Source organism: Microbacterium sp. NPDC055312, from assembly GCF_053645675.1.
In genome coordinates, this window is the sequence record NZ_JBSHMU010000001.1 from 472,632 (window position 1) to 494,171 (window position 21,540).

Annotated in this window: 21 protein-coding genes; 1 reads left to right on the plus strand and 20 read right to left on the minus strand. The window is 70.1% G+C overall.

Features of this window, described 5'->3' with window-relative positions; translation table 11 throughout:
* The 19 genes from hisI to ACWIDW_RS02395 form a co-directional block, all read right to left on the minus strand.
* Positions 1-345 (minus strand): phosphoribosyl-AMP cyclohydrolase, encoded by a 345-nt coding sequence (gene hisI / locus ACWIDW_RS02305; RefSeq protein ID WP_454122629.1) that lies wholly within the window; start codon positions 343-345, stop codon positions 1-3.
* Positions 342-1,103 carry an imidazole glycerol phosphate synthase subunit HisF gene (gene hisF / locus ACWIDW_RS02310; protein ID WP_454122630.1) on the minus strand — a complete coding sequence of 254 codons (762 nt, stop codon included), beginning with the start codon at positions 1,101-1,103 and terminating at the stop codon, positions 342-344. Before hisF ends, hisI begins: the two co-directional genes overlap by 4 nt.
* Entirely contained in the window at positions 1,103-1,945 is an 843-nt protein-coding gene (gene hisG, locus ACWIDW_RS02315; protein WP_454122632.1) for an ATP phosphoribosyltransferase, read from the minus strand. Before hisG ends, hisF begins: the two co-directional genes overlap by 1 nt.
* Before the next feature lie 41 nt (positions 1,946-1,986).
* Positions 1,987-2,250 carry a phosphoribosyl-ATP diphosphatase gene (locus ACWIDW_RS02320; RefSeq protein WP_454122633.1) on the minus strand — a complete coding sequence of 88 codons (264 nt, stop codon included), beginning with the start codon at positions 2,248-2,250 and terminating at the stop codon, positions 1,987-1,989.
* Positions 2,247-2,927 (minus strand): ribulose-phosphate 3-epimerase, encoded by a 681-nt coding sequence (rpe, locus tag ACWIDW_RS02325; protein ID WP_454122635.1) that lies wholly within the window; start codon positions 2,925-2,927, stop codon positions 2,247-2,249. Before rpe ends, ACWIDW_RS02320 begins: the two co-directional genes overlap by 4 nt.
* Positions 2,924-4,321, minus strand: a complete 1,398-nt coding sequence (locus ACWIDW_RS02330) for an RsmB/NOP family class I SAM-dependent RNA methyltransferase (protein ID WP_454122637.1) — start codon at positions 4,319-4,321, stop codon at positions 2,924-2,926. The genes rpe and ACWIDW_RS02330 overlap by 4 nt, the downstream gene beginning before the upstream one ends.
* The gene (fmt, locus tag ACWIDW_RS02335) at positions 4,318-5,241 is read right to left on the minus strand and encodes a methionyl-tRNA formyltransferase (RefSeq protein ID WP_454122639.1); all 924 of its coding nucleotides are present in this window, start codon (positions 5,239-5,241) and stop codon (positions 4,318-4,320) included. Before fmt ends, ACWIDW_RS02330 begins: the two co-directional genes overlap by 4 nt.
* Before the next feature lie 36 nt (positions 5,242-5,277).
* The gene (locus ACWIDW_RS02340) at positions 5,278-7,257 is read right to left on the minus strand and encodes a primosomal protein N' family DNA-binding protein (RefSeq protein WP_454122641.1); all 1,980 of its coding nucleotides are present in this window, start codon (positions 7,255-7,257) and stop codon (positions 5,278-5,280) included.
* A gap of 7 nt (positions 7,258-7,264) precedes the next feature.
* Positions 7,265-8,461, minus strand: a complete 1,197-nt coding sequence (metK, locus tag ACWIDW_RS02345; RefSeq protein ID WP_454122643.1) for a methionine adenosyltransferase — start codon at positions 8,459-8,461, stop codon at positions 7,265-7,267.
* Between the two features lie 111 nt (positions 8,462-8,572).
* Positions 8,573-8,827: a DNA-directed RNA polymerase subunit omega gene (gene rpoZ / locus ACWIDW_RS02350; protein ID WP_313358129.1), complete on the minus strand. Its 255-nt coding sequence runs from the start codon at positions 8,825-8,827 to the stop codon at positions 8,573-8,575.
* Between the two features lie 79 nt (positions 8,828-8,906).
* Positions 8,907-9,851 (minus strand): guanylate kinase, encoded by a 945-nt coding sequence (gene gmk, locus ACWIDW_RS02355; protein ID WP_454122645.1) that lies wholly within the window; start codon positions 9,849-9,851, stop codon positions 8,907-8,909.
* Positions 9,820-10,683, minus strand: a complete 864-nt coding sequence (gene pyrF / locus ACWIDW_RS02360) for an orotidine-5'-phosphate decarboxylase (RefSeq protein ID WP_454122647.1) — start codon at positions 10,681-10,683, stop codon at positions 9,820-9,822. The genes gmk and pyrF overlap by 32 nt, the downstream gene beginning before the upstream one ends.
* On the minus strand, positions 10,680-13,967 hold the full coding sequence (carB, locus tag ACWIDW_RS02365) for a carbamoyl-phosphate synthase large subunit (RefSeq protein ID WP_454122649.1): 3,288 nt from the start codon (positions 13,965-13,967) through the stop codon (positions 10,680-10,682). Before carB ends, pyrF begins: the two co-directional genes overlap by 4 nt.
* Positions 13,967-15,112 (minus strand): glutamine-hydrolyzing carbamoyl-phosphate synthase small subunit, encoded by a 1,146-nt coding sequence (gene carA, locus ACWIDW_RS02370; protein WP_454123238.1) that lies wholly within the window; start codon positions 15,110-15,112, stop codon positions 13,967-13,969. The genes carB and carA overlap by 1 nt, the downstream gene beginning before the upstream one ends.
* Before the next feature lie 68 nt (positions 15,113-15,180).
* Positions 15,181-15,687 carry a PH-like domain-containing protein gene (locus ACWIDW_RS02375; RefSeq protein WP_454122651.1) on the minus strand — a complete coding sequence of 169 codons (507 nt, stop codon included), beginning with the start codon at positions 15,685-15,687 and terminating at the stop codon, positions 15,181-15,183.
* On the minus strand, positions 15,684-17,006 hold the full coding sequence (locus ACWIDW_RS02380) for a dihydroorotase (protein WP_454122653.1): 1,323 nt from the start codon (positions 17,004-17,006) through the stop codon (positions 15,684-15,686). The genes ACWIDW_RS02375 and ACWIDW_RS02380 overlap by 4 nt, the downstream gene beginning before the upstream one ends.
* A gap of 1 nt (position 17,007) precedes the next feature.
* Positions 17,008-17,967, minus strand: a complete 960-nt coding sequence (locus ACWIDW_RS02385) for an aspartate carbamoyltransferase catalytic subunit (protein WP_454122655.1) — start codon at positions 17,965-17,967, stop codon at positions 17,008-17,010.
* On the minus strand, positions 17,964-18,494 hold the full coding sequence (gene pyrR, locus ACWIDW_RS02390) for a bifunctional pyr operon transcriptional regulator/uracil phosphoribosyltransferase PyrR (protein WP_452320986.1): 531 nt from the start codon (positions 18,492-18,494) through the stop codon (positions 17,964-17,966). Before pyrR ends, ACWIDW_RS02385 begins: the two co-directional genes overlap by 4 nt.
* A 138-nt stretch (positions 18,495-18,632) precedes the next feature.
* Positions 18,633-18,755, minus strand: coding sequence for a hypothetical protein (locus ACWIDW_RS02395; RefSeq protein WP_454123260.1), 123 nt, complete (start codon positions 18,753-18,755; stop codon positions 18,633-18,635).
* A gap of 241 nt (positions 18,756-18,996) precedes the next feature.
* On the opposite strand from ACWIDW_RS02395, the gene ACWIDW_RS02400 reads away from it, so the two are divergent.
* Positions 18,997-19,923: an NUDIX domain-containing protein gene (locus ACWIDW_RS02400; protein ID WP_454123240.1), complete on the plus strand. Its 927-nt coding sequence runs from the start codon at positions 18,997-18,999 to the stop codon at positions 19,921-19,923.
* On the opposite strand, the gene ACWIDW_RS02405 is transcribed toward ACWIDW_RS02400, so the two are convergent.
* A complete protein-coding gene (locus tag ACWIDW_RS02405; RefSeq protein ID WP_454122657.1) occupies positions 19,892-21,466 on the minus strand; it encodes a Rieske 2Fe-2S domain-containing protein in 1,575 nt (524 codons plus the stop codon). The genes ACWIDW_RS02400 and ACWIDW_RS02405 overlap by 32 nt on opposite strands.
* Between the last annotated feature and the right edge of the window lie 74 nt (positions 21,467-21,540).

Below are 21,540 nucleotides of genomic sequence, written 5' to 3' on the forward strand. Positions count from 1 at the left end.
TCAGGCCACCCCGCTCGAAGACAGCTCGCGTCCGTCGAAGCAGGTGCGGGTGCCGGTGTGGCAGGCAGGGCCCTGCTGGTCGACCTGCAGCAGGATCGTGTCGGCGTCGCAGTCGACGGCCACGCTGATCACCCGTTGCGTGTTGCCCGAGGTGTCGCCCTTGCGCCAGTACTCCTGGCGTGAGCGCGACCAGTACACCGCGCGGCCGCCGCTCAGCGTGCGGCCCAGCGCCTCGGCATCCATCCACGCGAGCATGAGCACCTCGCGGGTGTCGTGCTGCTGCACGATCACGGGAGCGAGTCCGGCGTCGTTCCACGCGATCCGCGTGAGATCGTCCGGTGTCATCGCACGACCACGCCCTCGGCTCGCAGCGCGTCCTTGACGTCGCCGATCGAGAGCTGCCCGCTGTGGAACACGCTGGCCGCGAGCACGGCATCCGCCCCCGCTGCGATGGCCGGCGCGAAATCGCCGACATCGCCCGCCCCGCCGGAGGCGATCACCGGCACGGCGGACACCTCGCGCATCAGGCGAACCAGCTCGAGATCGAAACCGTCCTTCGTGCCGTCGGCGTCGATCGAGTTGACCAGCAGCTCCCCGGCACCGCGCTCGATGGCCTCGCGCGCCCAGTCGAGCGCGTCGAGGGTGGTCTCGGTGCGCCCGCCGTGGGTGGTGACGGCGAAACCCGAGCGCGTCGACGTCGTGCGCTTGACGTCGAGCGAGAGCACGAGCACCTGAGCGCCGAACCGGTCGGCGATCTCGTCGATGAGCGCGGGACGGGCGATCGCGGCGGAGTTGACGCCGATCTTGTCGGCGCCGACCGAGAGCAGGCGGGCCACGTCTTCCACGCTGCGCACACCGCCGCCCACGGTGAGCGGCACGAACACGTTCTCGGCGGTGCGCTGCACGACGTCGTAGGTCGTCGCTCTCGCATCGACCGTGGCGGTGACGTCGAGGAAGGTGATCTCGTCGGCGCCCTGGGCGGCGTAGTGCGCGGCCAGCTCGACGGGGTCTCCCATGTCGCGCAGATTCTGGAAGTTGACGCCCTTCACGACGCGACCGGCGGCGACGTCGAGGCAGGGGATCACGCGGGCGGCGAGTGTCATCAGAGCCTCGCCGCGTCGATCGCGGTGACGAGGATGGCCCGCGCGCCCAGCGCGTACAGGTCGTCCATCACCTGGTTCACGCCCTTGCGGGGCACCATGACCCGCACCGCGACCCATTCGGGGTCGCGCAGCGGAGAGATGGTCGGCGACTCGCGGCCCCCGGCGATCTCGACGGCCTGGTCGACGAGGTGGGCGGGGAGGTCGTAGTCGAGCAGCACGTACTGCCGCGCGACCATGACGCCGCGCAGGCGACGCAGCAGCCGCTCGGTTCCAGGCACGTCACCCGGCCGGCTGATCAGCACCGCCTCGGAGCGGATGATGACCGGGCCGAAGATCTCCAGTCCCGCCTGACGAAGCGTCGTGCCCGTCTCGACCACGTCGGCGATCACATCGGCGACACCGAGACGCACGGCCGATTCGACCGCGCCGTCCAGGGGGACGAGCTGAGCGGTCACGCCGTTCTCGCGCAGGAAGTCGTCGACCAGTCCGGGGTAGGCGGAGGCCACGCGCACGCCCTCGAGATCCTCGATGGTCGAGTAGCGGCCGGGAGGGGCCGCGAATCGGAAGGTCGAGCGGGCGAAGCCCAGCTGCTCGATCTCTCTGGCGTCGTCCTGACGGACGTCGCAGAGCAGGTCACGGCCGGTGATGCCGACGTCGAGGGCGCCGGATGCGACGTAGGTCGCGATGTCGCGGGGACGCAGGTAGAAGAACTCGACGCCGCTGTCGGAGTCGATCACGTGCAGGGTCTTGGGGTCGCGGCGGCCGGCGTACCCGGCTTCCGCCAGCATCTCGGCGGCTGTCTCGGAGAGCGAGCCCTTGTTCGGAACGGCGATGCGCAGCATGGATGTCTTTCGTATCTGGTGAACGGTGGTCTGAGACTCGCTCACAGATGTCGGTAGACGTCCTCCAGGGTCAGGCCCTTGGCGAGCATCATGACCTGCAGGTGGTAGAGCAGCTGGGAGATCTCCTCAGCGGCCTCGTCGGTCGACTCGTACTCGGCGGCCATCCAGACCTCGGCCGCCTCCTCGACGATCTTCTTGCCGATCGCATGCACTCCGCGATCCAGCTGTGCGACGGTGCCCGATCCCTCGGGACGCTCGAGCGCGGTGGCGCTGAGCTCGGCGAACAGTTCGTCGAATGTCTTCACGATTCCAGGCTAGCCGCTCGTGCGCGCTCGCGAAGACGGATGACCGCTGCCTCGATGTCGGCCGCGCCGTACACCGCGGAGCCGGCGACGAACGTGTCGGCACCGGCCGCGGCGGCCTGTGCGATCGTGTCGTCGGAGATCCCGCCGTCGACCTGCAGCCAGACATCGGATCCGCGCCGCCGCGCCTCGTCGTGCAGCGCCCGCAGCTTCGGCATCGTCTCGGGCATGAAGCCCTGCCCGCCGAAGCCCGGCTCGACGGTCATCACGAGGATCTGGTCGAATTCGTCGAGGATGTCGTAGAGCGCCTCGCCTCCGGTGGCCGGCTTGATCGCGATGCCCGCGCGCGATCCGATCGCCCGCAGACGCCGGGCGAGCGCCACGGGGTCGGCGGCGGCCTCGAGGTGGAAGGTGACGCTGGCGGCTCCCAGCTCTGCGTACCCGGGCGCCCACCGGTCGGGGTCGGTGATCATCAGGTGCACGTCGAGCGGGACGGGGCTGGTCGCCTGGATCCGCTCGACCATCTGCGGCCCGAAGGTGAGGTTGGGCACGAAGTGGTTGTCCATCACATCGACGTGCGCGAAGTCGGCGGTCGCGATGCGGGCGAGCTCGGCCTGCATGTTCGCGAAATCCGCGGCGAGGATGCTCGGGTTGATGCGCGGTGCGGCGGGGAGGGTCACGAGGTGGTCCTTTCCGGGGCGGTGCGCTGCAGCAGCGCGAGGAACATGGCGTCGGTGCCGTGACGGTGCGGCCACAGCTGCGCGCTGCCGCTGCCCGCGCCGTCGCCCGTGCGCGGGGCCAGGTCGATGGGCGACCGGGCGATGCCGGCCATCACCGAGCGGGCGTCGAGCTCGACGATGTCGTCCCGACGGCGCAGGACCTCGGCGATGATGCCGGTCGTCTCGGCGAGATGCGGAGAGCAGGTCGCGTAGCCGACGATCCCGCCGGGAGTGAGCGCGTCGATCGCGGCCTCGAGCAGCTGCATCTGCAGCTGCTCGAGCTCGGCGACGTCCTCCGGGGATTTGCGCCAGCGCGCCTCCGGGCGCCGGCGCAGCGCGCCGAGGCCGGTGCAGGGTGCGTCGACGAGGATGCGATCGAACGACGCCGGATGCTGTGCCGCGAACACCCGTCCGTCCTCTTCGTGCACGGGCACCTCGATCGGCAGCGGGCGCACGGCGTGCCGGACGAGCCGGGCGCGCGCCGGAACGACCTCGTTCGCCTCGAGGTCGGCACCGGAGTCGAGGGCGAGCGCGGCGAGCATGGCCGTCTTGCCGCCGGGCCCTGCGCACAGATCCAGCCAGCGCTCCCCCTCCCGCACGGGCGCGGCGGCGGCCAATGCCAGAGCGACGAGCTGCGATCCCTCGTCCTGCACGCGGATGGTGCCGTTCGCATCGGCGATGACCCGGCGGGGGTCGCCGCCGGGCGACCCGAACGCGGTGGACGCGTACGGCCGCCGCGGCGTGCCCGGCTCGGCGAGACCCGGGAGAGCGGCGAGGGTGACCTCGGGCGCGTCGTTGTCGGATGCCAGCAGAGCGTCGAGCTCGTCGGCGCGGCCCTCGGCGACGAGGGCGCGCCTGAGGGCGCGGATCACCCACACGGGGTGCGCGGTGCGCAGCGCGAGGCGCTCGTCATCCGAGCGCGCGCCGGCTTCGATCCGCTGCTGCCAGGTTTCTGCGTCGTCTCGGCCGATCCGGCGCAGCACGGCGTTCGCGAATCCGGATGCCCCGCGTCCGGCCTCGGCCGCGACCAGCGACACCGATTCGTTCACCGCGGCATGCGCGGCGACGCGGGTCGAGAGCAGCTGGTGGGCACCGAGGCGCAGGGCATCCAGCACCGCAGGATCGATCTGCGCGACGGGCCGGCCGGCCGCTTCGGCGATGATGGCGTCGTAGGTTCCGCGGCGCCGCAGCGTGCCGTACGCCAGCTCGGTCGCGAGACCCGCATCCTGCGGGTTCAGGTTCGCCTCGACGATCAGCTTCGGCAGCAGCAGGTTGGCGTACGCGTCGTCGTCCGACACGGCTCTGAGCACGTCGTAGGCGACCCACCGGGCGGCCTGGATCTTCGGGGCGCTCACGATCCGACCCTCACCGATCCGGCGTCGCGCAGACCGCGCCACCAGTCGGCGGCGTTCATCGGGCCCTTGCCGGCAGGCTGCACGCGGGTGACCGCGAGCGGCCTCGTGCCGGTGCCGATCAGCACGGCCGTCTTCGTGCCGTGCAGCGATCCGGGGTCGAGGGGCGGCACGTCGGGCGTCGCGGGGGCGGCACCGAGGATCTTCAGCCGGGCGCCGGCGACGGTCGTGTGCGCGCCGGGCTCGGGCGTCACGCCCCGGTAGCGCGCGTACACCTCGTCGAGGGGTGCGCTCCAGTCGATCACGCCGTCGTCGAGCGTGAGCTTCGGCGCCAGGGTCGGCTCGCCCTGCTGCGGCTGGGCCCGCGCGGTGCCCGCGGCGATGCCGGCCACGACGTCGACGGTGAGCGAGGCGCCGTCCTTCGCGAGCACCTCGAGAGCGACGTCCGCCGTGGCGTCGTCGGGCACGGCGACCGAGCGCATGGCGAACACGTCGCCGGCGTCGAGCGCGGGCACGAGCTGGAACACGGCGACACCCAGGTCGGCGTCGCCGTTGATCAGCGCTCGCTGCACCGGTGCCGCGCCGCGCCAGCGCGGCAGCAGCGAGAAGTGCAGGTTGATCCACCCCTTCCCCGGCGTCGACAGCAGCGGTTCGCGCACGATGCCGCCGTACGCGACGATCACGCCGAGCTCGGCGTCGAGCGCCCGGACCTGCTCCGTCACCTCGTCTTCGAGGCGCGCCGCCTTGATGACGGGCAGTCCGAGCTGCTCGGCGGCCGCCGCGACCGGTGACGGGGTCAGCACGCGCCTGCGTCCGAGCGGGGCATCCGGGCGCGTGATCACCGCCGCGATCTCGTGCTCTGCGGCGAGGGCGCGCAGCGTGGGAACGGCGACGGCGGGGGTGCCTGCGAAGACGAGGCGCATGGAAGGTTCTCCGGTCGGTCGGGCGGGTTCGGGTGATCAGATCTCGGGTTCGAGGATATCGAGGTGCACCGAGAGCGGGATCCGCGCTCGTCCTCGGCCACGCCGGCTCTGCGCGGCGTCCGCGACGACGCTCGCGCGCAGCGTGTCGGCCACCTCCTGGCCGGCGGCGTACGGGAAGCGGACGAGAGCGCGCACGCGGCCGTCGTCGTCGAGCGGCACGGGCCCGAGGACGGCGTCTCCGGGGATGCCGACGCCGGTGAGCGCTTCGAGCGCCGCGCCCACCGAGGCCGGAATGCCCTCCAGCTGCGCGAAGCGCGCCGTGGGCGGCATGTGCAGCGGCATCCGGGCCTCCAGCTCGGAACGGGCGTACGCGGCCGCTGACCAGGTCGCGAGAGCGCGGGCGACGGGACCGTCGACGCCCACCAGGTGCACGGGGGCTGTGGGGGCGGCGAGGGCGGCGGCATTCGCCCACCAGCGCAGGCACGACTCGCCGATTCGCAGCTCGGGAGCCTGCAGCATGCGCGCGCCGTCGAGCAGGATCACCGCCCGGTAGCCGCCTTCGGCGATCGGCTCGGCACCGCGGGTGGCGACGACCAGGGCGGGGCGATCGTCGACGTGCTGCACCGGGTGCGCGCCGTCCGAGACGATCACCCGCACGCCGGGGAAGGCACGGCCCATCTCATCGGCCGTGCGCTCGGTGCCCGACGACGCCAGTCGCACCTGATCCGACGAGCACTCCACGCACCGCCACGAGTGCGCCGAGCGACCGCACCACCCGCACACCGGCACGGCGCCGCGACGCCGGGCGCCGAGCGGCCCGCCGCACTCCCGGCACCGGGCGGGATGCCGGCAGGAGGCGCACACGAGCGTCGGCGCGAACCCGGGGCGTGCGACCTGCACGAGCACGGGGCCGTCTGCCGCCGCGGCGCGTGCCGTGGCGAACGCGCTCGACGGCACCCGCTGGCCCATCGTGCGCTCGAGCTCCTGCGGCGTGCTCAGGCGCACATTCGGGATGACGCGCCGCGCGGCGGTGATGTCGCGCAGCCAGGAGCGCTGCACGAGACGCTCCACGTCGGTCGAGCGGGTGTGCGCGACGAGCAGCAGCGCGCTGCCCTCCTGCTCCTGCCGGATCAGCGCCGCGTCGCGCGCGTGCACGTAGGGCGCGAGGGGCTCGGCGAGCAGCGGGTCGGAGTCGTCCCAGATGGCGACGAGCGATGCCCGCACCGGCGAGTAGACCGCCGAGCGATTGCCGACCACGATGCAGGGCGCGTCGTCGAGCATGCGCAGGAAGGCGCGATACCTGTCAGGGTTCGCCTGCCTGGCGTCATGGCGTGCGACAGCCGCTGCCGGCACGAGTCGCTCGAGCGCGGTGAGCAGCAGATCCTGGTCACGGTAGTCGGGCACCACGAGGATGCTCGAGCGGCCCTCCGCGAGCTCCGCGGCGGCAGCGGCGGCCAGCAGCGCCGCCCAGCCGGGCTCGGAGCCGATCTGGATGGGGATGGCCTCGACCGCCGCTCGACCCGACTGCGCGATCACCTCGGCGAGTCCCTGGTAGCGGTCGATGATCTCGTGCGCTCGGGTCACGGCATCCGGATCGATCTCGATCGTCTCGTCGGACGGCGTCCACGCCTTCTCGACCCGCACCTGCCGCTTCGGGATGGCGAGACGCAGCACGTCGGATGCCGACCCCGCGGCGCGGTCCGCCGCGCGCCGCGCGAGACGGTACAGGCTGTCGGGCATCACGACCGTGGGCGAGACGACGCTGTCGATCTCGGAGAGCGGGCGGGAAGCATCCGGCTCCACGTCGATCTCGACGATGAACCCGTCGACGACGCGGCCGGCGGTGCGCAGCGGCGCCTTGATGCGCACGCCGGGCACGACCTCGCCGAGCTCGTCGGGGAGCGCGTAGTCGAACAGCCTGTCCAGCTGCGGCAGCGGTGAGTCGATCAGCACCCGCGCGATGCGGCGCCCCTCCCCCGGGCTGAGCGTCGCCCGCTCGGGACGAGCCTCGGACACCGGGCCCTCAGAGGCCGGCTGCGCGACGCAGGTCGTCGGCGCGGTCGGTGCGCTCCCAGGTGAAGTCGGGCAGCTCGCGGCCGAAGTGCCCGTAGGCGGCGGTCTGCGCGTAGATCGGACGCAGCAGGTCGAGCTCTTCGATGATGGCCTGCGGGCGCAGGTCGAACACCTGCGAGATCGCCTCGGTGATGGTCTCCTCCGAGACGCGGCCGGTGCCGAACGTCTCGACGTACAGCCCGACCGGGCGCGCCACGCCGATGGCGTACGCGACCTGCACCTCGGCGCGGTCGGCGAGCCCCGCCGCGACCACGTTCTTCGCGACCCAGCGCATCGCGTAGGCGCCCGAGCGGTCGACCTTCGACGGGTCCTTGCCGCTGAACGCGCCGCCGCCGTGACGGGCGGCTCCGCCGTACGTGTCGATGATGATCTTGCGGCCGGTGAGGCCGGCGTCGCCCTTCGGCCCGCCGGTGACGAAGGGGCCGGCCGGGTTGATGTAGTACTTCAGGTCGTCGGCCAGGTCGAGGCCGGTCTGCTCGAGAACCGGGTCGATGACGACGGCGCGCACGAGCTGCTTCAGCTCGTCCTGCGAGATGTCGGGGTGGTGCTGTGTCGAGAGCACGACCGCGTCGATGGTCTTCGGCGTGAAGCCGTCGTAGCCCAGCGTGACCTGCGTCTTGCCGTCGGGGCGCAGGAACGCCAGCTCGCCCGAGCGGCGCACCTCGGTGAGGCGCTCGGCGATGCGATGCGCCGTCCACGCGGCCATCGGCATGAGCTGCGGGGTCTCGTTGGTCGCGAAGCCGAACATGATGCCCTGGTCGCCCGCACCGAGCAGGTCGCGGGGGTCGGTGGATCCGCCGTCGCGCTGCTCCTGCGCCTGGTCGACGCCGTTCGCGATGTCGGCCGACTGCTCGCCGACCGAGATGCTGACACCGCACGACGAGCCGTCGAACCCGGTGTCGCTCGAGGTGTAGCCGATGCCGTTCACCACGTCGCGCACGATGGTCGGGATGTCGACGTAGCCCTCGGTGCGGATCTCACCGGCGACGTGCACCAGCCCGGTCGTGACGAGCGTCTCGACGGCCACGCGCGAGTCCCGATCCACCGTGAGCAGCCCGTCGAGGATGCTGTCGGAGATCTGGTCGCAGATCTTGTCGGGGTGTCCTTCGGTGACGGACTCGGACGTGAACAGGCGCAGCGCGCTCATCGGGGCTCCAAAGCGGGGTCGTGGGGCGGAGCCGGTGACGGCTCGACGCCAGTGTGCATGAAGCCGCCGACATCCTGATGAGGACGTCGGCGGCTCACAGTGCGAAGGCGATCACTCAGCGTGACGGATGCGCAGCTTGTCCTCGTTGATCTCGTGCAGGGCGATCGTGAGGGGCTTGTCCTCGACCGAGGAGTCGACGAGCGGCCCGACGTTGTCGAAGAGGTTGCCCTCGTGCAGGTCGGAGTAGTAGTCGTTGATCTGGCGTGCGCGCTTCGACGCGTAGATCACGAGCTCGTACTTCGAGTCGACGCGCTCGAGAAGGTTGTCGATGGGCGGGTCGATGATGCCGTTGTTGTGTCCGGCCATGGTGGACCTCCTGGTCTGGCGACGGACGTCGGGAGTGACGAGCTGTCGCGAAATCGATGCGGCACGCGGTCGGAAGGGCTCAGGAAGCCGAGCGACGCGCAGAGTCTGTGGACAATTCTACGACCTCTTCGGCCGCGGTGGCGACGTCGGCGTTCACGACGAGGTAATCGAACTCGTTCTGCGCGGCCAGTTCGACCCGGGCGGTGCGCAGCCGGCGGGAGCGCTCCTCGGCATCCTCGGTGCCGCGGCCGACGAGTCGCTGCACGAGTTCGTCCCAGCTGGGCGGCAGCAGGAAGACGAGGGATGCCGACGGCTCGGCCGCGCGAACCTGCCTGGCGCCCTGCAGATCGATCTCGAGCAGCACCGTCCGGCCCTCGGCCAGCGCGCTGTCGACGGGGCCGCGCGGCGTGCCGTAGCGGTGCCTGTTGTGCACCACCGCGTACTCGAGAAGCTGCTGGTCGGCGATGAGGCGGTCGAATTCGGCATCGTCGACGAAGTAGTAGTGCACCCCGTCGACCTCGCCCGGGCGCGGCGCGCGCGTGGTCGCCGACACCGACAGGTGGATCTCCGGGTGGGTCTCGCGGATGCGTGCCGCGACCGTGCCCTTGCCGACCGCGGTCGGGCCGGCGAGCACGAGCAGACGACTGCGGGCGGGGCGCGGGCGGTGCGGCGGGAACCGCTCGTCGAGCCAGTCCCCGAGCGCGGTGCGCTGGCGCACGCCGAGCCCGCCCAGCCGCTTGACGGGCGCGATGTGCAGCTCTTCGAGCACCCGGTCGCGCTTGCCCGCGCCGATCGCGGGAAGGGCCATCAGGAAGTCGGTGACCCGCATGGTGGCGGCGTCGGAGTCCCCGTCCTCGGTCGCCTGCCGCAGCACGGCCTGCGGGGCGACGACCCGGGTGCTGAGGTCGCGCTTGAGTGCGGCGCGCGCTCGTCGGCGCTCGAGGGCGCGGCGGGAGGCGGCGACGCGGTCGACGTCAGGGACAGCGGGTCGTTCAGCCACGGAGTACCTCCTGGTATCGCGCATTGCGGGTGCTGATCGTCTCGGCGATCCCGGCTGCTCCGGTTGCCAGGATGCTGCGGCTCTCGCTCGCGAGCACGTTCACCGCCACCGCGCCGAATCGACCTGCGAGATCCGTCTCGGTGGCGCCCTGGGCTCCGAAGCCGGGTGCGAGGATCGGCGTGCCCTCGAGGATACCGTCGTCGAGGCCGACCTCCGCGCGGTCGACCGTCGCGCCGATCACGACGCCGATCGGGCCGAGCGTCCCCGCGAAAGCCGCGGAGCGGTTGACCCAGGTGACGTCCCGGGTGACCCGGGCGGCCACGGTCTGCTCGTCGCCACCGGCCACGTCGACCGTGCGCGCGGTCTGCAGCGCCGCCGCCTCGGGGTTGCTGGTCGCCGCGAGCACGAACACGCCTTTGTCGGCACGGACCGCGGTGGTGAGCGTGTCGCGCAGCGAGTCCGGTCCGAGGTACGGGCTGATCGTGACGGCATCGGCCTCCAGCGGCGACCCCGCCTCCAGCCAGGCCGCCGCATAGCCGGCCATGGTCGAGCCGATGTCACCCCGTTTGGCGTCGGCGATGACGATCAGGCCGGCATCCCGCGCGGCCGACATGACGTCCTCCAGCGCGGCGAACCCCCGCGAGCCGAACCGCTCGAAGAACGCGACCTGCGGCTTCACGACGGCCGCTCGGCCCGCCGCGGCATCCACCACGGCGAGGCCGAACGAGCGCAGTCCGTCGGCGTCCTGCGCGAGACCCCACTGGTCGAGCAGAGCCGCGTGCGGGTCGATGCCCACGCACAGCGGACCGAAGCGTTCCATCGCCGTGCGCAGGCGCGCTCCGAACGAGTCGGTCATAGGGCGGCCTCGCGGTCGGCGGCGTACTCCTGCAGGCTGCGCACCTCGAAGCCCGACTGCGTCGCATCCATGCCGGTCACCGCGGCGCCGAGCACGGCCATGGTGGTGAACAGCGCCTTGTCGGCGGCGACCGCCGCGGCACGGATCTCGTACCCGTCGGCGCGCGCCGAACCGCCCGACGGGGTGTTCACGACGATGTCGATCTCCCCGTCGTTGATCAGATCGACGATGTTCCGCTCGCCGCTCTCCCTGGTCTCGCTGTACTTCGCCACGACCTGCGCCGTGATGCCGTTGCGGCCGAGGATCTCGGCCGTGCCCTCGGTCGCGACCAGGGTGAATCCCAGCTGCTGCAGGCGGTGCGCCGGCAGGATGACCTCGCGCTTGTCGGCGTCGGCGACCGAGATGAACACGGTGCCCGACGTCGGCATCCCGCCGTACGCGGCGGACTGGCTCTTCGCGAAAGCGGTCGGGAAGTCACGGTCGATGCCCATGACCTCACCCGTCGAGCGCATCTCGGGGCCGAGCACCGAGTCGACCACCTTGCCGTCGTGGGTGCGGAAGCGCTTGAACGGCAGCACCGCCTCCTTCACGGCGACGGGGGCGCCCAGCGGCACCCGCGAACCGTCCTGCGCGGGCAGCATGCCCTCGTCGATCAGCTCGGCGATCGTCGCGCCCGCCATGAGGCGGCTCGCGGCCTTCGCCATCGGGATGCCCAGGGCCTTCGACACGAACGGCACCGTGCGGCTCGCACGCGGGTTGGCCTCGATGACGTAGAGCACGCCGGCGCTGATCGCGAACTGCACGTTCAGCAGGCCGCGCACGCCCACGCCCTCAGCGATGGCCAGGGTGGCGGTGCGCACCCGGTCGATGTCGGTGCGGCCCAGCGACACCGGCGGGAGGGTACAGCTCGAGTCGCCGGAGTGGATGCCGGCCTCTTCGAGGTGCTCCATGACGCCGCCGATATACAGGTCGGTGCCGTCGTACAGCGCGTCGACGTCGAGCTCGATCGCGTCGTCGAGGAATCGGTCGACGAGCAGCGGCTTGCCCTCCTCGATGATGACCTCGCCCGCGGTGCGCACGAAGTAGTCGCGCAGCGACGGGGTGTCGTAGACGATCTCCATGCCCCGACCGCCCAGCACGAAGCTGGGACGCACCAGCACGGGGTAGCCGATGTCCTCGGCGATGCGCACCGCGCCGTCGACGTCGATCGCCGTGCCGTTGCGCGGGGCGATGAGGCCGGCGTCGTCGAGCAGCCGGGCGAACAGCTCGCGCTCCTCAGCCAGGTCGATCGCGGCGGGGCTGGTGCCGAGCACGGTGTACCCGGCCGCCTCGATGCCCTTCGCGAGTCCCAGCGGCGTCTGGCCGCCGAGCTGGCAGACGACGCCGAGGATGGTGCCGCTGCGCGCCTCCGCGTCGAGCACCTCGAGCACGTCCTCGAGCGTCAGCGGCTCGAAGTACAGGCGGTCGGAGGTGTCGTAGTCGGTCGAGACCGTCTCGGGGTTGCAGTTGACCATGACCGTCTCGTACCCGGCATCCGACAGCGCGAACGAGGCGTGCACGCACGAGTAGTCGAACTCGACGCCCTGTCCGATCCGGTTGGGGCCCGAGCCGATGATGACGATCTTGGTGCGCTCGCTCGGCGCGACCTCGGTCTCGAAGTCGTAGCTCGAGTAGTGGTACGGGGTCAGGGCCGGGAACTCGCCGGCGCAGGTGTCGACCGTCTTGAACACCGGGCGCACGTCCAGACCGTGGCGGATGCCGCGCACCTCGGCCTCGTCGAGACCGCGCAGCTGCGCGATCTGGGCGTCGCTGAAGCCGTGCTCCTTGGCGAGGCGCAGGGTGGCGCGATCGAGCTCGCCCGCCGAGGCGACGCTGTCTGCAACTTCGTTGATCAGCACGATCTGGTCGAGGAACCACGGGTCCATCGCGGTGGCGTCGAAAGCCTGCTCGATCGTCGCGCCCTTGCGCAGCGCCTGCTGCAGCACGACGATGCGGCCGTCGGTCGGGGTCTTCGCGACCTCGAGCAGCTCGTCGACCGAGCGGCTCTCGTCGCCCCAATGGAAGCTGGAGCCGCGCTTCTCGAGCGAGCGCAGCGCCTTCTGCAGCGCGGTCGTGTAATTGCGACCGATGGCCATCGCCTCACCCACGGACTTCATGGTGGTGGTGAGCGTGGCGTCGGCGGCGGGGAACTTCTCGAACGCGAACCGGGGCACCTTGACCACGACGTAGTCGAGGGTCGGCTCGAAGCTCGCCGGGGTGACGCCGGTGATGTCGTTCGGGATCTCGTCGAGGCGGTAGCCGAGCGCCAGCTTGGCGGCGAGCTTCGCGATCGGGAATCCGGTCGCCTTCGACGCCAGCGCCGACGAGCGCGAGACACGCGGGTTCATCTCGATGACGATGATGCGCCCGTTGCTCGGGTCGACGGCGAACTGGATGTTGCAGCCGCCGGTGTCGACGCCGACCGAGCGGATGATGTCGATCGAGATGTCGCGCATCTTCTGGTACTCGCGGTCGGTGAGCGTGAGCGCCGGGGCCACGGTGATCGAGTCGCCCGTGTGCACGCCGACCGGGTCGACGTTCTCGATCGAGCACACGACCACCGTGTTGTCGGAGGTGTCGCGCATGAGCTCGAGCTCGTACTCCTTCCACCCGAGGATCGACTCCTCGAGCAGCACCTCGTTCGTCGGCGAGTCGTGCAGGCCCGCGCCGCCGATGCGGCGAAGGTCGGTCTCGTCGTAGGCGAAGCCCGAGCCCAGGCCGCCCATCGTGAACGACGGGCGCACGACCAGCGGGTAGCCGAGCTCTGCCGCACCGGCGATCAGCTCGTCCATGGTGTGGCAGATGACCGACTTCGCGACGTCTGCGCCCGCCTCGAGGACGAGCTCCTTGAAGATCTGGCGGTCCTCGCCGCGACGGATCGCGTCGACCTTCGCGCCGATGAGCTCGACGTCGTACTTCTCGAGGATGCCGCGCTCGTGCAGCGCCATGGCCGCGTTCAGTGCGGTCTGACCACCGAGGGTCGGCAGGATGGCATCCGGCTTCTCCTTCGCGATGATCGTCTCGATGACCTCTGGGGTGATCGGCTCGATGTACGTCGCGTCGGCGAAGTCGGGATCGGTCATGATCGTCGCCGGGTTCGAGTTGACCAGGATGACGCGCACGCCCTCCTCGCGCAGCACACGGCACGCCTGGGTTCCCGAGTAGTCGAACTCGCAGGCCTGGCCGATCACGATCGGGCCGGAGCCGATGACCAGGACGGAGTTGATGTCTTCACGCTTCGGCATCAGTTGCCGCCTTCCTGATTGGGTCCCTGAGCTTGTCGAAGGGTTGCGACGACGAGTTCGCGGAATCTGCTGAACAGGTAGTGGGCGTCGTGCGGACCCGCCGCCGCCTCCGGGTGGTACTGCACCGAGAAGGCTGGAATGTCGAGCGCACGAAGCCCCTCGACGACCTGGTCGTTGAGGCCCACGTGGCTCACCTCGACCTTCCCGTAGCCGTGCGGGCTGTCGAATTCACCCTCGATCGGGGCCTCGACCGCGAAGCCGTGGTTGTGAGCCGTGATCTCGACGCGGCCGGTGGCCTTGTCGATGACCGGCTGGTTGATGCCCCGGTGGCCGAAGGTCAGCTTGTAGGTGTCGAGCCCCAGCGCCCGTCCGAACAGCTGGTTGCCGAAGCAGATGCCGAAGTACGGGATGCGCGCGTCGAGCACCTGTCGCAGCACGGCGACCTGCTCGTCGGATGCCGAGGGGTCGCCCGGGCCGTTCGAGTAGAACACGGCGTCGGGCGAGGTCGACACGATCTCGTCGAAGGAGGCGGACTGCGGCAGCACGTGCACGTCGAAGCCCAGCGCGGCGAGGTTGTCGATCGTGGACTGCTTGATGCCCAGGTCGACCACGGCCAGGTTCCCGATGCGCTCGGTGGTCGCGGCGATCACGACGGGCTCGGTGACCGAGACCACAGCCGACAGGTTCTGACCGGCCATCTCGGGCGCGGCGGTCACCTGGCGCAGCTGCTCGTCGGCGGGCAGCGCCGCGGCGTCACCCGAGAAGATGCCGCCGCGCATCGATCCCGTATCGCGGATGCGGCGCGTGACAGCGCGCGTGTCGATGCCGCTGATGCCGATGATCTCCTCGCGCACGAGGGCATCGTCGAGCGATTCCTCCGAGCGCCAGTTCGACACCCGTCGCGCGGGGTCGCGCACGATGTAGCCGGCGACCCAGATGCGCGACGACTCCTGGTCCTCACGGTTCATGCCGGTGTTGCCGATGTGCGGCGCGGTCTGCAGCACGATCTGGCCGGCGTACGACGGGTCGGTCAGCGTCTCCTGGTAGCCGGACATGCCGGTGGCGAAGACGACCTCGCCGAGCGTGGTGCCGCGTGCGCCGTATGCGCGCCCCTCGAAGCGGGTGCCGTCCTCGAGCACGAGCACAGCAGGGTGCTGCGTTCCCTGGGCCCCTGAGCCTGTCGAAGGGCCCTGGGGCGCCTGGTTGGTCGATGTCACGAGTTGTCTCCGTTCTCCGCGCCGGCGCAGAGGCGCTCGAGCTGCGGCAGGATTTCTGAGGGCCCACCTGAGATGGGCCGGATGAAGGAATCGACGTGGATGTCGTCGGTCGCCCGCCAGACGAGGCGGATGAGACCGTCGCGCTCCACGACGCGGTCGATGGCGACGGTCGCGCGGTCGGCGGCGAGCAGCCGCGCGGATGACAGGAACACGGTCGGCGCGCCATCGAGGCTGAGGGCGACGCCCCGATCCGTGAGCACGAGCTCGCCTCGAGCCCGGTACGTCAGCGGGCTGACGGCGAGCCGCTCGAGAGGCTGATCGTGCTTGGTGGTGGCGACGTACAGGATCTCGTATCTGCCGGTCACCTCGGCGTGCTCGGGCACGCCGAGCGGGGCGGTCAGCCCGGCGTCGCGGCGGAGTCGCCGGCGCCAGCCGACGAACATCGCGAGCAGGATGAGCGCGGCGACTGCGGCGATGACGAGCACCGCGAGCTCACGGCTCACTTCGTCCCGCTCTGCTCGCCGCCGGGGAGCTGCTCGACGAGCGCTCCCCCGTCGACGGTCACGACGCCGCCGTGGATCGTCCACTGCACGCGGCCGGGAAGCTCTCGGCCGAGGTACGGGGAGTTGTGGCTGCGCCCGTGCAGGTCGGCCTCGGTGAACACACCGGGCACGCTCGGGTCGTACAGCGTCACGTGCGCAGGGCGCCCTACCTCGAGCGCACCGAAGCCGTCGAGGCGTCCGATCCGCGCGGGAGTCGCGCTCATCACGCGCGCGACGTCGGCCCAGTCGAGCTGCCCGGTCTGCACCATCGCTTGATGCACCACCCGCAGCGCGCTCTCGAGCCCGACCATGCCGTTCGCGGCAGCCTGCCATTCGCACGCCTTGTTCTCGGCCGGGTGCGGGGCGTGGTCGGTCGCGACGATGTCGATCGTCCCGTCGGCGAGCCCCTCGCGCACGGCCGAGACGTCCTCCGCGGTGCGCAGCGGCGGGTTGACCTTGTACCGGGCGTCGTAGTCGCGCACGAGGTCGTCGGTCAGCAGCAGGTGGTGCGGGGTGACCTCGGCGGTGACGTGGATGCCGCGCTTCTTGGCCCACCGGATGATGTCGACCGACCCGGCGGTCGAGAGGTGGCAGACGTGCAGACGGGAGCCGACGTGCTCGGCGAGGAGCACGTCGCGGGCGATGATCGACTCCTCGGCGACGGCCGGCCAGCCGGCGAGGCCGAGCTCGGCCGACACGACGCCCTCGTTCATCTGGGCGCCCTCGGTCAGCCGCGGATCCTGCGCATGCTGGGCGATGACGCCGTCGAACGACTTCACGTACTCCAGCGCACGCCGCATGATCAGCGGGTCCCACACGCAGAAGCCGTCGTCGCTGAACACGCGCACGCGGGCGCGGGATCCGGCCATGGCGCCGAGTTCGGCGAGGCGCTCGCCCTTCTGCCCGACGGTCACGGCGCCGATCGGCTGCACGGTCGCGTATCCCGCAGCCTCGCCGAGCGCGAGCTCCTGCTCGACGACACCGGCGGTGTCGGCGACGGGCTGGGTGTTCGGCATGGCGAACACCGCGGTGAAGCCACCGGCCGCCGCGGCCTGCGTGCCCGTGAGCACGGTCTCAGATGCCTCGAACCCGGGCTCACGCAGATGTGTGTGCAGGTCGACGAGACCCGGCAGCGCGATCAGGCCTGCGGCGTCGATGACGCGCGCACCCGATCGGCTGAGCCCGGAGCCGATCTCGGTGACGACACCGTTCTCGATCACGATGTCGGCGCTCTCGCGCCCGAGCAGCTGGACGCCTTCGATGACGAGGGTCTGGCTCACTTCACTTCCCCTCTTCGTCGTTGCGCTCGCCTGCAAGCAGCAGGTAGAGCACGGCCATGCGCACCGAGACCCCGTTGGTGACCTGCTCCAGCACGGTGGAACGGGGGGAATCTGCGGCTTCGGATGAGATCTCGAGCCCACGGTTCATCGGCCCCGGGTGCATCACAATGCTATCGTCCGGCAGCGTCGCCGCGCGCACGGCGTCCAGCCCCCACAGCCGGGAATACTCCCGTTCAGTCGGGAAATACGCGGCGTGCATGCGCTCTGCCTGGATACGCAGCATCATGACGGCGTCCGGACCGTCGGCGAGAGCGGCGTCGAGGTCGTAGAGCACCCGCACCGGCCACTGCGACACGTTCTGCGGCACGAGCGTCGGCGGTGTCACCAGCGTGACGTCGGCACCGAGCAGCGACAGCAGCCACACGTTCGAGCGGGCCACGCGCGAGTGCAGCACGTCGCCGACGATGACGACGCGCAGACCGGACAGGTCGCGGCCTCGACTGTCACCGCCGTGGCGGCGCTTGCGGATCGTGAACGCGTCGAGCAGCGCCTGGGTCGGGTGCTCGTGCGTCCCGTCGCCGGCATTGATCACGCCGGCCGAGATCCAGCCGCTGGTGGCCAGGGTGCGCGGTGCGCCGGATGCCGAGTGGCGCACGACCACGGCATCCGCCCCCATGGCCTCCAGGGTCTGGGCGGTGTCCTTCAGGCTCTCGCCCTTCGAGAGGCTGGAGCCTTTCGCGGAGAAGTTGATCACATCGGCGGAGAGCCGCTTCGCCGCCGCCTCGAACGAGATGCGGGTGCGGGTGGAGTCCTCGAAGAAGAGGTTGACGACGGTCTTGCCGAGCAGCGTCGGGAGCTTCTTGACCTCGCGCGACTGGGTGTCGGCCATGTCCTCGGCGACGTCGAGGATGCGCAGCGCCTGCGCGCGATCGAGAGTGCGGATGTCGAGCAGGTGCCTCATGATTCGATCGTCACCTCGTCGGCTCCGTCGAGTTCGCGCAGGCGGAGGTTGACGCGCTCCGCGCGGGACGACGGGATGTTCTTGCCGACGAAGTCGGGTCGGATGGGCAGCTCGCGGTGGCCGCGATCGACGAGGATCGCCAGGCGTACCGCCGACGGGCGGCCGATCGACTGCAAAGCGTCGAGCGCTGCGCGGATGCTGCGGCCCGAGAACAGCACGTCGTCGACGAGCACCACGGTCTTGCCGTCGATGCCGCCGGCGGGGATCTCGGTGCGCTTCGGGGCACGTGTCGGGTGCTTCGCCAGATCATCGCGGAACAGCGTGATGTCGAGCGATCCGACGGGGATGTCGGTCTCGGCGATGCCGGAGATGACCGAGCCGAGTCGATCGGCGAGCGTCACTCCCCTGGTCGGGATGCCGAGGAGCACGAGCCCGTCGGCTCCTCTGTTGGACTCGAGGATCTCGTGGGCGATGCGCGTCAGAGCGCGCGCGATATCGGCTTCGTGCAGCACAGTGCGTGCAGACAACGGCCGCTCCCTTCTCCGCCTCTCCGGACGGTGTTAAAGGTTGCTTTCGATCGAGTCTAGCCGATCGGAGGGGCACTCCCCCGCGGCGCGGAGCGGTCATCGGCGGTCCATCTGATGGTTCTGTTCGAGCGACTCGAGTCATGCTCCGAGGACGTCGACACCGCGGGCGCGGCCGACATCAGCGAGGCGCTTGTCGAAGGTGGCGAGCGTCGCCTCGTGCTGGATCGCGGCCGCCGGCACACAGACGTCAGGCGGCTTCACTCGAGTTTTCGCGCGGAGTCGAGTTTTCGCGCGGAGTCGAGCGATCGGCACGGGCTCATCGGACGAAGAGCTCGGAGCGGGAGGCGCCGGGCCACTCCTTCGCCGCCAGTTCGAGTCCCGCGGCCGGTTAGGGCATCTGAGTCACCTGGATCCGCGGCAGTGTCGTCGCCATGCCACTGGTGTACCGCTGTGGCTCAGGGTGGTACAGAGGGGTGCGCTCCTCGCACTTAGGCTGATCAGCATGTCCCGGATCACCTTCGTTCGGCATGCTCAGCCCGACGTCGATCCTTCGCTGGATCCTTCGGCGTGGCCGCTGTCGTCGTCTGGCGCCACTGCCGCAGCGGCTCTCGATCTGAACGCGGGACCGTGCACGGTGATCTCGACGAGTCCCGAACGGAAGGCTGCGGATACTGTCATGGCGGCCGTTCGATCAGAGCGGATGCTGGTGGATCCTCGCTTCCGCGAGGTCGACCGCGTCGAGAGCGTGCATGACGGGTTCCGTGACGCTCGTCGCGCCTGGATCGGCGGGCGGCTCGACGAGCGTCACGAAGGATGGGAGACTCCAAATGCCGCGGCACGGCGTTTCCACGAAGGTCTGCTCACGCATCAGGCCGAGCACCTCATTGTGGGTACCCATGGCATGGTGCTGACGGCTTGGATGGTCGGCCAGGGCTTGATCCCGTCCGGCGACGCGGCGGTCGAGTTCTGGGAGCAGCTGCGGTTCCCAGAGGTGATCGAGCTCACCCTCCCGCTGGTGCGCGTGCGCGCGGTGCTGACGGATGGCGATGGTCGGTTCGTCCTCATCAAGCGCACGCACCCCGGGCAGGCGCCGTACTGGACGACGCCCGGCGGCGGGGTGATGCTTAGCGACCGATCGCACGAGGATGCCCTGCGCCGTGAGCTCCGCGAAGAGCTGGGTGCTGCGGCTGAACTCGGCGGAGTGCTCCACGAGCGCCAGCTCGACAGCACCCGCTCCGAGGTGTTCTATGCCGCGACGCTCATGTCCATCGATCCGACGCGCGCCGACGGCCCGGAATACGACGGCCCGTCACGCGGTCGGTACGACGTGGAGCGCGTCATGCGTGACGAACTGAACGCCCTAGATCTGCGCCCGAACTCGCTGAAGGAGCTTCTGCTCAGGCCCCGATACGGAGCGCCTCGTCGGTGACGGGGTCGAGCTTCGTGGCACGGATCTCATGACCTGCCGTCGACAGGCACTTGCCGGTCTTCAGGTCCCACTTCCAGTCGTGCATCGAGCAGGTGAGGACGCCGTCCTCGATCGTGCCGGTGCGGGTGAGGTCGGCGCGCAGGTGCGGGCAGCGGCGCTGCACGACCCAGTCGTCGATCTCGGTGTCCTCGGTCTGGTCGGTCTGCTCCTGGTACCAGTTCTCGACGTACTCGATGCGGTCGACTGAGAGGCACTTGAGGAACGTGGTGAGGAACTCGTTGAACTTGCCGCTGCGTCCGACCGAGAACTGCATCGAGAGGAAGATCGAGTTCGACCAGTCGATCTCGTGGTCGCGGATGTTCGTCGAGACGAGGTCGGCGGGGATCGTGTACCAGTAGATGCACTCCTCGCCCGCGTATTCGCGGACCTTCGCCTTCGGGAAGTCGACGACCATGTCCAGCTCGCCGATCTTGAAGCGCACCTTGCCGCCGACGCCGAGGCGGATGGTGCGCGATTTCTTCAGCAGCGGCTCCCACCACTCCTTGATCGCGGCGAGCATCTCAGCCGGCGGGAGAACCTCGGCACGGGTGGCCTCCTCGTCGAGGATCTCCTGCTGGCGCGACGCGCGCTGCTCTTCGAGGTACTCCCACTTCTCGTCGAAGATGTGGTCGATCTCGTCCTGAGAGTACAGGCTCTGCGAGACGGTCAGCTCACCGTGGTTCATCTCCACGACGGTGCCCGGGATGAAGAGGTGGCCGTCGTACTGCGGCGCGAGCTGCTTCATGTGCGCCAGGAACTCCTTCTGATCGGTGAAGATCGAGTCGTCGTCCTGGCCGGTGCCGTTGAAGCGGAACAGCTCGTCGCGCAGGAACATGGGTGGCCCTGCCATCGGGAAGACGTGCGGCGCGTCGACCTTCTCGATGTAGTACATGGCGCGCTTGTTCTGCGCGTCGCGCTTCAGAGCGGCGAACTTCTGCTTGGCATCCTGAGGCAGGTCGTAGACCATCGGCCACCAGATCGCGCCCGACACCTGGGTGAAGTACGCCTCGGGCTTGCCGAACGACAGCAGCGCCTCCAGATCCAGCGGGTGCGAGTCGTTCTGGTTGAGGATGGATGCCGTGCCGTCGTCGACGCTCAGCGACGAGTCGCCGATCGGGCCGTCGCTCGGGGCACGCAGCGGCGTGATCATGATCTTCAGATCACCGCGTTCGATCACCTGGCCGGCGGGCGCGTAGGTGATGTTGTTGTAGCCGAGCGCCCGGATGTCGACTTCGAGGTCATCGGTGACGTACTCGGGCAGCAGCACCTCGATGTCCTTCGAGATGTACTTCTCGAGCAGGTTCGGGTCGAAGTGGTCGCGGTGACGGTGCGAGATGTACAGGAAGTCCGCCTCGCGTCCGAGGCGCTCCCAGTCGAGGCCGCGGTTGTCGGGGAACGGGAACCACGAGCCGTAGAAGGAGGGCCCGAGAACGGGGTCGCAGATGATGTTGCCGCCGACCGTCTCGATGAACATCCCGGCGTGGCCGAGTCCCGTGATCCGCATGTCTCTCCTCAGGGTTGGACGACGTCGATTCTACCGAGCGCTCGCTGAGCGCGTCCGATGACCGGCCGTGGCTA

Excerpts from the sequence above, each read along its gene's own strand:
- hisI (WP_454122629.1), bottom strand. The coding sequence starts at position 345 with ATGACACCGGACGATCTCACGCGGATCGCGTGGAACGACGCCGGACTC.
- hisG (WP_454122632.1), bottom strand. The coding sequence starts at position 1,945 with ATGCTGCGCATCGCCGTTCCGAACAAGGGCTCGCTCTCCGAGACAGCC.
- carB (WP_454122649.1), bottom strand. The coding sequence starts at position 13,967 with ATGCCGAAGCGTGAAGACATCAACTCCGTCCTGGTCATCGGCTCCGGC.
- ACWIDW_RS02405 (WP_454122657.1), bottom strand. The coding sequence starts at position 21,466 with ATGCGGATCACGGGACTCGGCCACGCCGGGATGTTCATCGAGACGGTC.
- ACWIDW_RS02400 (WP_454123240.1), top strand. The coding sequence starts at position 18,997 with ATGTCCCGGATCACCTTCGTTCGGCATGCTCAGCCCGACGTCGATCCT.
- pyrF (WP_454122647.1), bottom strand. The coding sequence starts at position 10,683 with ATGACCGACTCGTTCGGAGCGCGCCTGCGCACGGCGATGGAACGCTTC.
- gmk (WP_454122645.1), bottom strand. The coding sequence starts at position 9,851 with ATGCGCGATACCAGGAGGTACTCCGTGGCTGAACGACCCGCTGTCCCT.
- rpoZ (WP_313358129.1), bottom strand. The coding sequence starts at position 8,827 with ATGGCCGGACACAACAACGGCATCATCGACCCGCCCATCGACAACCTT.
- ACWIDW_RS02385 (WP_454122655.1), bottom strand. The coding sequence starts at position 17,967 with ATGAGGCACCTGCTCGACATCCGCACTCTCGATCGCGCGCAGGCGCTG.
- hisF (WP_454122630.1), bottom strand. The coding sequence starts at position 1,103 with ATGACACTCGCCGCCCGCGTGATCCCCTGCCTCGACGTCGCCGCCGGT.
- metK (WP_454122643.1), bottom strand. The coding sequence starts at position 8,461 with ATGAGCGCGCTGCGCCTGTTCACGTCCGAGTCCGTCACCGAAGGACAC.
- fmt (WP_454122639.1), bottom strand. The coding sequence starts at position 5,241 with ATGCGCCTCGTCTTCGCAGGCACCCCCGCCGTCGCCGTTCCCACGCTG.